Here is a 13,178-nt window from a genome sequence, read left to right as displayed (position 1 = left end):
CACAATATCTCATATTTATTCGAAGGGCCATCACAAAAACGGGGTAATTCATGCCAAATATGACATAATACAAAATATCTATGATATTTTTCAAATTGAATCACGTTTATCGCTCCAATCTGAGCAGAATCTCTCACGTCCACCATATATTTAATACCCGGACAGATGATCGCATACTACAAAAAGGAGCATACATGAAAGATGGATGGATGGTCACACTGACTGTCAAAATGCGGGTTCGGGGGGCCGAATCCAGGCGTGAAGCCATCTGGAGTGCCACGGAACATTTTGAAGAGGCAATCCGTAATTCAGCTGAAGTCACCTATTCCGCAGATGCAAAACGCATCACTCCGTTTGATGAAGAACCAGTCTTCGGAAAACAATGGGAATGACAAAACTGCATTGAACAGTCCAGAAAACTAACGCTTACATAAGAATCGTAATATCACTAATTTTACCTGGGACCGTTCGACTGAGAGTGACTGCTGTACCGGTGGGAGGAATCAGAGTGACGGTAATTAGCTCTCCCTGATATGCCAGATGCGATTCCGGCAAATGAACCATAATTGTTGCCTGTTCATTAAACTGAATGACAGATGAATCCCCGGAAGAGGTGATGTCAGATATCGTCCATCTCCCGGGAAGGGGGGGCATGGTTGATACAAGAGGGGAATTTTGCAGGAGGGGAAGGATATGTTCAGATGTGACATAGGTTACTGTGCTTCCGCTGAGATTGACGGCCTTCCCCCCTCCTGCAGAAGGGCTAACCGTGAAACGCAGCATTTCAACGGCATCCTCTCCGGAAGACCGGTATCCATAGACATCACCAATGATCATCAGTGATGATGCAGACTGATCCACACTGGTATACACAACATCCTGTGCTGTTTCAGTTGCAAAAAAACCGCTACCCAGAATCGTGAAGGAAAAGACCGAGGCTACAATCACAAACGCAATGAGGATTATGGCGCCCTCAAGTCCGGTAAGCCCGATATCGTCATTCAGAACTTTTAGCAACCGGACCCTGTTACCTCTACTCACCCCGTCTCCCCTACCAGATGATGTGTAGTCTATGTTTATAGCATATTGTTTCACGTCTCTACTGATTTAGAAGCAAGGTTTTTCTCATTCGCACACAAGAAAGAAAGCATGGAGTTACAGGAATCAGGATCAAGCCTTGCAGGAATACTGCGCCCGTTCAAGAAATTCATGACTGAATCCGGCATTATGGACACCGATCAGGTGGCGTTCTACGGATGCCCCGGAACATGCACCCCATTTATTGAACTGCTCACTTATGCAACCCGTGACCTGCCGTTTGAATATATCTTTGTGCCCCGGCTGGACGAATCTTCAGCAAAAGTCCTCAAACCGGTCCCGCATGTGGGCATGCAGGTCACATCCCACGCTCCGGAAACCTTTGACCCAAAGGTTATTGTCGTAATGGGCGGTCTTGCCATGCCAAATGAGCCGGTAACAGCTGAGATGGTGCAGGAGACCATTGCCGGGTATGATGCAAAAATTGTGGGTATCTGCTTCATGGACATGTTCCGGCGTGCAGGATGGGTGGAAAAAATTGCCTTTGATATGGTTATCAATGCTCAGATAGATCCGGTCGAAGTCTGGAAATAATCAGATTTCCGGGATCTCTTCAGAGATCACCAGAGAAGACAACCTCTTTTTTTCCGTCCGTAAAGGTCGCTGTGGCTGTCACATGTTCGATTGCAGATGCTGTGCCGTTGTAGGCCTCTCTCGCCATAAAGAATGATTCATGTCGGGAAGGATAGACCCATTCCATCGTGTGAAGGCCGCCGTTGTCCTCAACTGTCAGGAGAATTGTTTCCACCTCATTCGCTTTGAGACCATTGTCTATCTCCACTTTATATCCCCCGCCATAGGCAGATACCGAAAGAATCAGATTTTCAGAGGGCGTCCAGGGAGGAGCTGTTTCGGTAACAGGGACCGGGGTTGTATCCGGAACAGCAGTTGGCAGTGGTGTCGGAACCACCACACCCGAGTCCGGAGGACTCTGTCCGGGAGGACCATATATCAGGATGGCAATACCGAGCACCACAAGAATCATCACTGCCAGTCCGGAGATCATAGGGCGTCTGCGAGAGGGATAGGGCAGATCGGCATGTGAACATGGTTTTACAACACGGGATTTTGTTTTTGCACTATCAAATGATTCAGTATATTCCTGTTGACCATTACATGACGGGCCCGGTGAAGGAATATCATCAGGGAGGGATTCGCGGATAAGGGATCCATCTTCTTCCCCGGTACCAACGTCCTGACCATCTGCAGCAGGAGCGAAGAGCACATCATCTGTCCGAGCCTGACCTGCATCAGGCCCTCCAGACAGGATATCCTCATCCGGCCGGATATATTCATCAGCACCACCAACAGACGCGCCCAATACGGCATCTGGCGTTTCTTCCGACAATTCTTCTTCGGCCTCAATGATTGCAGAACGGGGTATTATTTCTTCATCCTCAGGCACCGGCTGGACCGGCCCAAATGGGGTATGAACGTCACGTACATCCTCTGCCACAATGAACGGATCATGCTCATCATCATCGAGGCTTTGTGCTACATAAATTTCAGTACCACACTCCGGACACACACCTGAACGTTCTGGAATATTTGCGCCACAGTTCGGACAGAACATATATTAACCCATATAAAATATAATCGCCAAAATGATAATATCTTTTCTCCCGTTTACACGGGTTCTGCTTCCTCCAAATAACAATAGAGGTGAAATTACATGCAGTGTCAGAAGTGTATATGCCCAATTCCAAGAGAAAAGAATTAAAACAATCAATAATTTGCATAAATAGTTTCCCCACATTTTGCGCAACATAAAGAAAGATTTTTAATCACAAAATATAAAGAGAAGGATTGACCAGTGAGACACGTACTATGAATGCAAAAGAGATGCTTGGAATTCTTCTGGCATGCGTTCTCAACATCTGTATGGTTGTATTGGCAATCTATGACGGACAGTCATTCTCGTGGATCTTTCCAATGCTGACCGCCACCCTTGGGGCAATTGTTGGAAGTTCTGGTGTACCGAAATGTGAATACCGGAACACATCGTGGAAACGAGCCTGGCGGTATGGAAGAGAAGGACTCTCCATCGGAATTATCACAGGGATTATTTCGGCAGTCCTGATACTTGCATACGCATCACTCGCGAATCCGGAAGCCTTTTCGGGGACAAACGGATCGCTGTATGCAGCGTTTATCGGGCTCATCTACATTATCCCGTCAATAATTGGCGGGTTTTTCGGTGGAGAAATTCAAAGCGGAATTCGTGGAAATATTGTCCAGACTTCCTGAATCATCCCCAAAAAACCCCAAATTCACCTCTCCAGACTTATTCTGCCAGAAATTCTTTTGAATTCAGTAAAATATCCGTAAGCAGACATACACGGTAAATTTGACTAATATATGAGTGACTCAATGAAATGTCTTCAAAGGAGACGAAATAAACAAAACTCAAAAAAATTGGTTTAGATATATGGGTTGCGCAGACCTTTGCCTACGCCAAAGCTTGCACGCTCGTCAAGAGTCTTCTGGTTCTTTGTGATCTTGTCGGTTGCGAGTTTGGTAACAAGGTCCAGACCGGGCTTGACATCCTCAATGGGCTTGGTCTCGAAGTATCCTGCTTCGATGGCCTTACCCCAGATGCTCTCACCGGCCTTTGTGCGGGTGAATACTGTTGACCAGCCGTCGGGGCTTCCGACTGAGCCGGTTGAAACGTCAGCGAGGTTTGCGACGTAGTCCAGACAGACATGACAACCGCCTTGTTCAAACTTGTGAGTGAGCTTGAGCGGGATCTGTGAGACTGCACCACGCTCGGTGTAGACCGAGAACTTACCCTTGCCGATGTCCATCTTGACAGCGCTCTCCATCTTCACGTTGCAGAGATCTTCGACCATGGTCTCGAGACCCTGGTAGGGGAAGTTCTCCATGCAGAAGATACCGATTGCAAGCGCAATCTTGTCAGGGACTGCACGCATACCCATCGGGTAGAGCTGTGCCTTCCTGACAGCCTGGATCTGGCACGGGGTGCCGACGATACCGACCTTGTCGAGACCGTAGGACCGGGTTGCCTCCTTGATCATGGATACGTTGGGGCAGATGGTGTAGCGGGTACCGCGTGCTTCCATCAGTTCTGCAACGGTGGTTGCAACAACAGGCTCGGGCTTGTATGGCTCATCGCCCTGTCCTGCAACAATGGCACCGTCGATGATGCCCTCTTCAAGTGCAAATGCAAAGAGCTGGGTGACAATTCCGCCGTCCTGGGATGCGGAGAGAATTGCCGGGTCAGCTGCACGTGCGGATACACAGTTCTTGTAGTTTCCGAGAACCATTTTACTCATCTCCCTTGCCCATAGCAGCATCAATTGCTTCGCTGATAGCCTCAAACTGGTTCATCACATCAAAGTTGAAGAAGCTGCGCGGACACTGTGCGTAGCATGCTCCACATTTGATACAGAGATCACGGTCAACATTTGGCTTTCCGCCTTCAATGGTGATTGCACGGACCGGACAGGCGGCGGCACAGGTACCGCATCCCATACAGATGCCCTGGTTGATGACATCGTAGATCAGGTCACATCCACATGCCTCATTGCCACGCTGGGCAAGGTCCATGAGGGGCTTGAGGTATGCTGCTGCAAGTTCCTTCTGTTCGTCAGTTCCTCTGAGGAGCAGGTATGCCATTACAGCGACATTCCTGATTGCTTCCTTGGATGGCGGACATCCGGGAAGGTGCAGGTCGACGTTGATCAGGTCACCGATGGGCACGTATGCCTCATGCTGGGGCTGGTTCCACTGTCCACCGCGGGCGAACCGGGTGATGTTACCATATGCCGCACAGCTGCCGAGTGCAACGACAATGGTTGCATTCTCACGTGCTTTCTTGATATCCTCCACAGAGTGGTGGTCGTTGATACAGACTGATCCCTCGACCAGTGCGACGTCCATCTTTGGGATGTCGCGCACATCGGCGAGAGTCAGACAGTAGTTGAGGTCTGCATAGTTGTCAAGCAGCGTAAACAGACCTTCGTAGTTGTCTGCGAGAGACACGAGACATCCGGTACATCCGGACATGTGTACGTGTCCAATCGTAATTTTTTCAGCCACAGGCTTTTCCTCCATTTCTTGTGTTTCAGGCTTTTTTTCAACCTTCACGTCGCCGGGTTTCACAGCTGGTTTTGCTTCGGGCCGGGCCTCCGGAACAGTCACCGGTTCAGGTGCTGCAGCAGATTTTGGAGCTGCAGACGGTTCCGGAACGGTAACCGGTTCAGATGCTGCCTCAGGTTCTTCCGGCTTGTTCCCCGTGAAGATTTCCTTCAGACGTGATAGTAGTCCCATATTCCACTCCTACTTCAGCAAGTGCCATCTGCACTGCCTTCGGAATGGCCAATTTAACATGTTCAGTGAGCCAGAAGTCGACATCCTCTGATTCATTATCAATATCGGATATCTCGATGCTCTCGGGCTGGCACCCAATGATTATCACTTCGGTCCGTTTTCCGAGCTCAGTCAGCGGTTCCTTGAACCCTCCCCATGAATGCGGGTCCATATAGCGGCCCGTCTTTTCACCGACAAGGATATCCGGGGAAACCTTCGCCACCTGACCGGGGCTGCCGCCGAAATCGAGGATGTCAACGATGACCATCTTCTCGACCGGCTGCTCCGCCTCTGCTATAAGGGTGAAGAGGAAATGCGGCCCGGCAAGGCCCACATCCAGTATTTTCAGGTCGTCCGGAAGGGACAGCTTCTTGAGTTCCGAGATGACTGCAGGTCCGAATCCGTCATCGGTATAGAGCGGATTTCCCACACCCACAATCATCTGTCTTGCGTACCAGTCAAGCATCTGACTATCTCACTGGAACAGTTTCTGGGCCACTACCTTCTTCGAGTCGTCGACCACCATCATGTGGGTTGCACAGGACACACATGGGTCGTAGGCACGCATGATGACTTCAGTGAGCTGCCACGGTGCACCCTCAAGTGCCCGGCTGACAGTCGGGAAGTTCCAGGTGGTCGGGACAAGGAGTGAATACCACTGTACTTTGCCATCCAAAACCTTTGCAAGGTGGACGTCACAGCCACGCGGTGCTTCGTTTGCTGCCCAGCCAAGTGAACCGTCACCCTGTGGGATCTCGTCAGCAACGACCTTTCCATTGGTGTCGAGTGCTTCAACAGCCTCGATCATGCTGTACAGGCAGTCCATGTACTCCATCTGTCGTGCAATCTGCAGACCCATTGCGCCCTTGCGGTCATAGTTTCTGTACATTGCAAGACGTGCACGGGGTCCAACTTCAACAGGTGCTCCGTCATAGAGGGGTACACCGGTGCATGCTTCCATTGCAGGCCATACCTTGGTGCCGACCGGGGTGGTACCGCCAATCGGGTAGTCCGGGTCTTCGAGGGATACTTCGAGTTCACCCTGGTACCAGTCCCATGGGCGGACTTCGGTCCAGCGCTCGGGGTACCACTGTGGGTCAAGGTCGAGTGATGACGATCCATAGAGTGGATCTGCTGCCATGTAGCCCTGGTCGTGGAAACCGAACTTCTCGGTCTTCTCAACTTCTTTACCGCCGGCAACAGATGCCATGGGGCGTGCATCCCAGTCCTTGAAGACGGTGATCATGAACTCCATGTGGTCACGTGCAAGGGGCAGTGCCTCTTTTGCAAGATCATAGATCTTTGTCTTTGCACGTGGGGAGATGTTCTTGTACATACCACCGACACGTGGGTTGGACGGGTGAATAGGTTCTCCACCGACGATCTCACCGACAGTCTGACCGACTTCACGGAGTTTCTGAATTCTCTGTGCAACGCCGCGGACAGGTTCCTCGGGAGTGAACGGGTTGATATGGGTGTCCGTTCCCGGGATGTACATGTCAGGCAATGACAGGATGTTGTGCAGTGCATGGCTGTGCAGACGGTTTGCGCACTGAAGAATGACTCTCAGGAGGTATGCATCATCGGGAATGATACAGCCAATTGAGGCTTCCATTGCTTCAGTACCTGCGAGGGTATGCGCAATCGGACAGATACCACAGACACGTGAGGCAATCTTTGGTGCCTGGTGCATGGTCTTTCCGACGGCGAGTTTCTCAATACCCCGTACAGGTGTAAGACTGAGCCAGTCACCGCGGGTAACGACACCGTTGTCGTCCACCTGCATGGTAAGCTTTGTGTGACCCTCATGTCTTGTGGTTGGGGAAATCTCTACAACTTTCGACATATTTATCGCCTAAATTAAAATTCTGTTCTTCTGGCTATCAAACACACACGTGTCATGAGATACGCTAGCGTGTGTTGCAACACACGTACCCACTAAGAAGTACGTATCAGATATGTCAATTAGTAATTTAAAATAGGTTTCGTTTCCTGCACCATTTATGTCAAAAAGGTTATGTTGATAAAATCACCATACCCGCAATATTCATTCCTCAATTAAGAGGGAATTTTTTGAAAAATGGTTTTTTTATGCACAAATTAAAAAAATTAAAGATTATTTGCTCCAATTTCGGATTTTAACTCTGCAATGGTTGCCTTGCGCTCCGCATAGGCATCATGCTGGTGGATACTCTCTTCATTTGTCTGCTTAATAGTGATTACAGAATCACCGGGCAGATACGAGAATTTGTTGACCACATGTTTGGCCATTTCACGGACGCAATCTTCCACAAACCGGGCGTTGCTGTGTGCAGAAAAGACCACATGACTCTCATCACCACGTTTCAGAAGTTCATAGATCCGGGCGCTCATGGAATCTTTCAGGATCGTGATGATCGTCTCAAGTTCAACCCGCTGGTCGTCATCAGTCTCAATCAGGAGGAACCCTCTGCCACGCTGGTTATGGGTGGCCATGGGGATTTCGGCCAGAAATTCCTGAATTTTTTCTTCACTAATCTCAAGATTGCGCAGTTTTGCAGACGCAAGCTCTTTCATGATATTCTGAGCACAGGGACAGGCAGTAATACCAGTCACTTCCGCACCGATCATTCTCCGGACAATTGGAGTACCGTTGTTTCTGTCAGCTACTGCACTGGCATGCACCTCAACGACCTCGTGGCACTCAGTCTGGGAGACAGGAGTTTCACGTTTCACCATGTACAGACTCTTCATCATTACTTCTGTCCGGTCAGCATATTCATGATGGTCAAGAAGTTTCCGGGCAACAGCATTGCATACTTCTTCAATACCACTTACCTGTCCCTCAATGGCCTGTTGAAGCACCTCATCAATCACTTCAAAATTTCGAGAGAGATTGGCACCCTTCAGGCTGCTGGGGAGATCCACATACACATCAAATGTGGATATGAAAATCACCGGGCGTTTCCCGGGACGAGCTACTTCGACAAGTTTCTTTACATTTTTTACGCCGACACGGGTAAGATTTATTCTGACTTCCGGTTGGGTTGATTGTGTATCAGGCAGTTCCATAGTAACCTCTAATGGAAAAAACAGATTTCACGGATGAAATCCGTAGATATCATATTCCTGATGTTAGGTTTTTTATCCTATGCTATAATAGTTATGAAGGAAACCGATAACAATTGGGGACAAAGAAATGATACAGAAATACTACGAATCCGATGCAAACCTCGGAGATCTGGCGAATTCCCGGATCGCCGTCATCGGCTATGGGTCCCAGGGACGGGGCCAGGCACTCAACCTGCGCGATTCAGGACTAGATGTCATCATAGGCCTGCGCCCCGGAAAAAGCTGGGAGAATGCATCCAAAGACGGTTTTGAAGTCTTCGATGTTGCGACCGCATCCGGCATGGCAGATGTCGTGATGATTCTCCTTCCGGATGAACTTCAGGCAGGCGTGTACCGTGCACAGATCATGCCAAACCTTAGCGAAGGGAACTGCGTGATGTTCTCTCACGGTTTCAACATTCATTATGGACAGATTGTCCCACCACCAACAGTTGATGTTATCATGGTTGCACCAAAAGGTCCCGGCCACATGGTTCGGAGGGTCTATACCGAAGGCGGCGGTGTTCCGGCACTGATTGCTGTTCACCAGGACGCAACCGGCAAAGCCCGACAGATTGCCCTCGCATACGCAAAAGGGATAGGGGCCACACGGGCTGTCGTACTTGAGACTTCATTCCAGGAAGAGACAGAGACCGATCTCTTCGGTGAACAGGCGGTGCTCTGCGGTGGTATGACTTCGCTTATCCAGGCAGGATTTGAAACCCTTGTAGATGCCGGATATGCACCAGAGATGGCATACCTCGAAGTACTGCACGAGTGCAAGCTTATCATTGACCTCATCTATGAGGGAGGATTTTCGAAGATGCGTGACTCCATCTCAAACACTGCTGAATTTGGTGACCTCACCCGTGGCCCGCGAGTTATTGGCCCTGAGGCATATGCGGCAATGGATGAGATTCTCACCGAAATACAGAACGGTGAATTCACCCGCGAATGGATGCTCGAAAATCAGGTTAACCGCCCGGTCTATAATGCACTGAAACGACAGGGTGAAGAACATATGATTGAATCAGTCGGACGTGAAGTCCGCGGACTGATGCCTCAGTTCCGCGATCTCACGGACTAATTTTTTTCTCTGAACAACCAGTTCACGACAATTAATCAGAGACATTCCCTGAAATAGTCGTTCCAAATATATTTTAAAAAAGATCAGAGAACAGAGCCATTTTTACCAGTTCTGTCTTCGGTTCCGGTTACTCAGGGATTGCTGGCCGGAAAAATCCAGACCCTGCCTCTGCCTGTGCAAGCATTTCCTCCACCCAGATGCGGGCAATTACATTTCCCACCTGGTACGCTATGACCTCTAAAGACATCAGACTTGAATCCGGAATTATTTCAGTATAATTTGATCCCAGCAGGATGAACCCGATGGATGCGTTGTTGTAGATAATCGGGATCACAAGAATTACCTGTATTCGCTCTTTACCTGGCTCATACCCAAGCATTTCCGGGAGATCCGAATAGCGGGCATAGATATACTCCCCATCTACAACCCTACGTGCAAGAGGGATATCTTTGCTGATCTCCTGCATCGATTTCAGGAATGTATCAGAGAAACCGGTGGCACAGGAAAGAGTGAAATTTTCGGCCTGGGCATCCTCCAGATAGAGAGCACCAAATCCCATCTCAGCCACGCGTGATGCAGTATCCAGACACAGAGATACTGCTTCATCAAGAGAACGGGCCGCTGCAAGGGAGAGGCCCAGGTCACGCTGGGCAATGAGCTGCTCTTCTATGAGTTTCCGGTCGGTGATATCATACAATGTCCCATGCACCGAGGCAATCTTGCCACTCTTTTTACGGACATAATTGCATGACTCCTGCACCCAGCGCACATCCCCCTCTTTCGTGATGATCCGGTATTCACTCATACTGACGACCGCCGGGTCTGCCCGTGCATCATCTACTGCCTGAGAAAGAATCGGCAGGTCATCAGGATGAACAATAGTGTCCCAGCCGAAATCCCCCGACATGAGCATCTCAGCCGGATACCCGGTAATTCTCTCCACTGCACCATTTGCATAGATGATGCGATTATCCGCACGGCGCTGAAGAATAATGCCGGTAAAATTCTCAATGATAAGGCGATAACGTTCCTCACTCTCATTGAGATCCCTCTCAAGGTTTTTGTTCTTCACCATACGCCGGACCTGTAGGGCGAGTTCAGCAAATTCTGCCTTTGGATCATCACCTTTTGGCAGATAATAATCGCATCCGTTTCTCAGTGCTGAGATCACAACGTCCTCCTGCCCTTTTCCGGTGTACATCATAAAGGGCATCTCAGGATACCGGATACGTACCTTCTGCAGGAATGCGATGCCGTCCATCCCCGGCATTTGATAGTCTGAAATAATTCCGTCAATTTTTGTGGCGCGAAGGATCTCCATCGCTTCCTCCGCACCGAGAGCGGTGACCACCCTCATATCGCCGCTTCGCTCAAGAAACACTTTACCCAGTTCAAGAAGGCTGGGTTCGTCATCTGCGAGAAGAATTGTCATCATTGTTTGATTACCCCCCGTATTTTTTTGTAAATATAGTTATGGTATTGTGCCCCTCTTACTCGGTATACATCACTGATGTCAGGGCACCCAGCGCTGCTTCGGTCTCCTGAGGAGTTAACCTAATAATATTTCCTTCTACAGATATAAGAAGTTCATCGCCTCCGACGGTGCCGATTTCTACTGCATCAAGTCCCTCTGCAACAGTTTCATCGGTATAGGCAATCAGGAACCGGCCCGGTGATTCATCAAAGAGGGCAGGTATTGCCATACCTGCAAGGGTAACAGAGGCCTTAGGCGCACACTCAGCAATGGCGGCAATGAGCCCGCCTGTGGATATATCTATTGCAAACCCACCGTTTCTCACAAACGTACGGATCTTTTCAAGGATGGATGGATCAGCAAGATTCGGAGCAGGCCCACCACAGCCGGTTATAACATCAAGCACGGACCCTCCGAGAGCGGGGACAGATGAGCCCGCAATAGCAAGCGTTGCGCCTTCTCCCGGCAATGTGTAATGAAGCACCGGACCCTTCCCCGCCATCCCGATGGAAGGAGTGGGAAGAATCTGTGTCCCAAACTCATCACTCTCATTATAGAGTGAGACATTTCCACCAACTACCGGAGCACCGACAGCGGTCGCCATGTCCCCCATACCTCGGACAGCCTCACCCAGTTGCCAGTATATCTCCGGATGAACGGGGCTTGCGAAGTTCAGGCAGTTCACAATACACAGTGGCATACTGCCGACACAGGCCAGATTGGCTGCATTTTCAAATACAGTGTTTGCTGCTCCTTCATACGGCCTGAGCTCAATCTGTCTTGGAGAACAGCCGCAGGAGAGGGAAAGAGCACTGTCGCCCAGCCGCAGAAGTCCTGCACCGCCTGCAACAGATACCGTGCGCAGTTGCACATCGTGATCATACTGCCGTGAGATCCAGTCTTTGCGGGCCACATCCGGATGGGAGAGAACCGCAAGACAGAGGTCTTTGATATCCTCTTCCGGAGCCTCATACGGACGTTCCTTAGAATAGGGTTGGGACGCCCATTCCTCACCGGGCGCCCCTTCCACCAACAGATCAATCGGCAGATCACAGACCACATTTCCCTCAAAGGTGACGAGATAGCGTTTTTCTTCAAGCACCTCACCGATATCACGCCACTGGAGGCTGTACTTCTCAAGGATCGCCGCAAGTGCCGGGATATCCTCTTCTGCCACCTCCATAAGCATCCGTTCCTGCGACTCGGCAAGCATGATCTCTACCTCATTCATGCCGGTTTCCCGCAGGTGAACACGATCCGCCTCAATGCGGGCACCATAGCTGGAGGACATCTCGGACGATGCACCCGCAAGACCTGCTGCACCCAGATCACGGCATGCAACCACTTTTCCGGTGGCTGCCATCTCAAGAGTAGCATCGATGAGCAGTTTTTCTGTATATGGGTCACCAACCTGAACACAGGGCCGGTCTTCTGCCTCCGCATCCTCGGAAAGGTCACGGGAGGCAAAGGACGCTCCGCCAAGACCATCCCTTCCGGTGGATGCACCATAGAGTACCAGCCGATTACCCGGTTTCTTGACCCGGGCAGTGAGATATTTCTCCGGGTCAACAATTCCCACAGAGACAACATTGACGAGAGGGTTGCCGGAATACCTCTCATCAAATCGAACTTCTCCCCGCACAACCGGAACACCGATACAGTTGCCGTAGTCACCAATGCCCTGCACCACATGCTCAAGCAGGTACCGGTTTTTTTCTTCTGTTATTGGCCCAAAGTAGAGAGGGTCCATGAGAGCAATCGGTTTGGCACCCATGGATATAATGTCCCGTACAATGCCACCCACTCCGGTCGCCGCCCCGTCATAGGGGTCCACATAACTGGGATGGTTGTGAGATTCCATTCCAATGGCAAGCGCGATATCATCTGAAAACTTTACAATAGCTGCATCATCTCCAGGTCCCAAAAGGACATTCTCACCGGTGGTCGGCAGGGTCTTCAGGAATGCCTTTGTTGAACGATAACTGCAGTGTTCACTCCAGAGATTTTCAAAACAGGCATATTCAAGCGGAGTTATTGGCCGCTTCAATTGTTCTTCAAGATAGGCAAGGTCTCCGGCAGATACCATGATGCAAAATGGTT

The 13,178-nt window shown here is 50.0% G+C and carries 13 protein-coding genes; 4 read left to right on the top strand and 9 right to left on the bottom strand.

Annotated features, from left to right (window positions below):
• Nucleotides 1–194: 194 nt before the first annotated feature.
• Nucleotides 195–392, top strand: a complete 198-nt coding sequence (locus tag OU421_RS07360) for a hypothetical protein (protein ID WP_268185424.1) — start codon at nucleotides 195–197, stop codon at nucleotides 390–392.
• Nucleotides 393–426: 34 nt separating this feature from the next.
• Here OU421_RS07360 and OU421_RS07355 read toward each other — a convergent pair whose 3' ends face one another.
• On the bottom strand, nucleotides 427–1,041 hold the full coding sequence (locus OU421_RS07355) for an archaellin/type IV pilin N-terminal domain-containing protein (RefSeq protein ID WP_268185423.1): 615 nt from the start codon (nucleotides 1,039–1,041) through the stop codon (nucleotides 427–429).
• 108 nt (nucleotides 1,042–1,149) lie between these two features.
• Between OU421_RS07355 and OU421_RS07350 the strand changes: the two genes are divergently transcribed.
• The gene (locus tag OU421_RS07350; protein ID WP_268185422.1) at nucleotides 1,150–1,632 is read left to right on the top strand and encodes a DUF2124 family protein; all 483 of its coding nucleotides are present in this window, start codon (nucleotides 1,150–1,152) and stop codon (nucleotides 1,630–1,632) included.
• A gap of 19 nt (nucleotides 1,633–1,651) precedes the next feature.
• Here OU421_RS07350 and OU421_RS07345 read toward each other — a convergent pair whose 3' ends face one another.
• On the bottom strand, nucleotides 1,652–2,671 hold the full coding sequence (locus OU421_RS07345) for a zinc ribbon domain-containing protein (RefSeq protein WP_268185421.1): 1,020 nt from the start codon (nucleotides 2,669–2,671) through the stop codon (nucleotides 1,652–1,654).
• Nucleotides 2,672–2,925: 254 nt separating this feature from the next.
• Between OU421_RS07345 and OU421_RS07340 the strand changes: the two genes are divergently transcribed.
• Nucleotides 2,926–3,345 (top strand): hypothetical protein, encoded by a 420-nt coding sequence (locus OU421_RS07340; protein WP_268185420.1) that lies wholly within the window; start codon nucleotides 2,926–2,928, stop codon nucleotides 3,343–3,345.
• A gap of 173 nt (nucleotides 3,346–3,518) precedes the next feature.
• Here OU421_RS07340 and frhB read toward each other — a convergent pair whose 3' ends face one another.
• The 5 genes from frhB to mptA form a co-directional block, all read right to left on the bottom strand.
• Entirely contained in the window at nucleotides 3,519–4,382 is an 864-nt protein-coding gene (frhB, locus tag OU421_RS07335; RefSeq protein WP_268185419.1) for a coenzyme F420 hydrogenase subunit beta, read from the bottom strand.
• Between the two features lies 1 nt (nucleotide 4,383).
• Complete coding sequence (gene frhG, locus OU421_RS07330) at nucleotides 4,384–5,388, bottom strand: coenzyme F420 hydrogenase subunit gamma (RefSeq protein WP_326493489.1); 1,005 nt, start codon at nucleotides 5,386–5,388, stop codon at nucleotides 4,384–4,386.
• Nucleotides 5,330–5,893, bottom strand: coding sequence for a hydrogenase maturation protease (locus tag OU421_RS07325; RefSeq protein WP_268185418.1), 564 nt, complete (start codon nucleotides 5,891–5,893; stop codon nucleotides 5,330–5,332). Before OU421_RS07325 ends, frhG begins: the two co-directional genes overlap by 59 nt.
• A 9-nt stretch (nucleotides 5,894–5,902) precedes the next feature.
• Entirely contained in the window at nucleotides 5,903–7,273 is a 1,371-nt protein-coding gene (frhA, locus tag OU421_RS07320; protein WP_268185417.1) for a coenzyme F420 hydrogenase subunit alpha, read from the bottom strand.
• Between the two features lie 263 nt (nucleotides 7,274–7,536).
• Nucleotides 7,537–8,478, bottom strand: a complete 942-nt coding sequence (gene mptA, locus OU421_RS07315; protein WP_268185416.1) for a GTP cyclohydrolase MptA — start codon at nucleotides 8,476–8,478, stop codon at nucleotides 7,537–7,539.
• 127 nt (nucleotides 8,479–8,605) lie between these two features.
• On the opposite strand from mptA, the gene ilvC reads away from it, so the two are divergent.
• Nucleotides 8,606–9,604 (top strand): ketol-acid reductoisomerase, encoded by a 999-nt coding sequence (ilvC, locus tag OU421_RS07310; RefSeq protein WP_326493488.1) that lies wholly within the window; start codon nucleotides 8,606–8,608, stop codon nucleotides 9,602–9,604.
• A 127-nt stretch (nucleotides 9,605–9,731) separates the two neighbouring features.
• Here the strand turns inward: ilvC and OU421_RS07305 are convergent, their stop codons facing one another.
• Nucleotides 9,732–11,039 (bottom strand): response regulator, encoded by a 1,308-nt coding sequence (locus OU421_RS07305; protein ID WP_268185415.1) that lies wholly within the window; start codon nucleotides 11,037–11,039, stop codon nucleotides 9,732–9,734.
• 55 nt (nucleotides 11,040–11,094) lie between these two features.
• Nucleotides 11,095–13,164: a phosphoribosylformylglycinamidine synthase subunit PurL gene (gene purL, locus OU421_RS07300; RefSeq protein ID WP_268185414.1), complete on the bottom strand. Its 2,070-nt coding sequence runs from the start codon at nucleotides 13,162–13,164 to the stop codon at nucleotides 11,095–11,097.
• Nucleotides 13,165–13,178 lie beyond the last annotated feature (14 nt).

The organism is Methanogenium organophilum (assembly GCF_026684035.1).
Lineage (GTDB): Archaea > Halobacteriota > Methanomicrobia > Methanomicrobiales > Methanomicrobiaceae > Methanogenium > Methanogenium organophilum.
This window is presented reverse-complemented; position numbering and strand designations above follow the sequence as displayed.

Bases quoted from the DNA above. Each gene is read 5' to 3' on its own strand.
- OU421_RS07360 (WP_268185424.1), top strand. From the start codon at position 195: ATGAAAGATGGATGGATGGTCACACTGACTGTCAAAATGCGGGTTCGG.
- OU421_RS07350 (WP_268185422.1), top strand. From the start codon at position 1,150: ATGGAGTTACAGGAATCAGGATCAAGCCTTGCAGGAATACTGCGCCCG.
- OU421_RS07345 (WP_268185421.1), bottom strand. From the start codon at position 2,671: ATGTTCTGTCCGAACTGTGGCGCAAATATTCCAGAACGTTCAGGTGTG.
- OU421_RS07340 (WP_268185420.1), top strand. From the start codon at position 2,926: ATGAATGCAAAAGAGATGCTTGGAATTCTTCTGGCATGCGTTCTCAAC.
- frhB (WP_268185419.1), bottom strand. From the start codon at position 4,382: ATGGTTCTCGGAAACTACAAGAACTGTGTATCCGCACGTGCAGCTGAC.
- frhG (WP_326493489.1), bottom strand. From the start codon at position 5,388: ATGGGACTACTATCACGTCTGAAGGAAATCTTCACGGGGAACAAGCCG.
- OU421_RS07325 (WP_268185418.1), bottom strand. From the start codon at position 5,893: ATGCTTGACTGGTACGCAAGACAGATGATTGTGGGTGTGGGAAATCCG.
- frhA (WP_268185417.1), bottom strand. From the start codon at position 7,273: ATGTCGAAAGTTGTAGAGATTTCCCCAACCACAAGACATGAGGGTCAC.
- mptA (WP_268185416.1), bottom strand. From the start codon at position 8,478: ATGGAACTGCCTGATACACAATCAACCCAACCGGAAGTCAGAATAAAT.
- ilvC (WP_326493488.1), top strand. From the start codon at position 8,606: ATGATACAGAAATACTACGAATCCGATGCAAACCTCGGAGATCTGGCG.
- OU421_RS07305 (WP_268185415.1), bottom strand. From the start codon at position 11,039: ATGATGACAATTCTTCTCGCAGATGACGAACCCAGCCTTCTTGAACTG.
- purL (WP_268185414.1), bottom strand. From the start codon at position 13,164: ATGGTATCTGCCGGAGACCTTGCCTATCTTGAAGAACAATTGAAGCGG.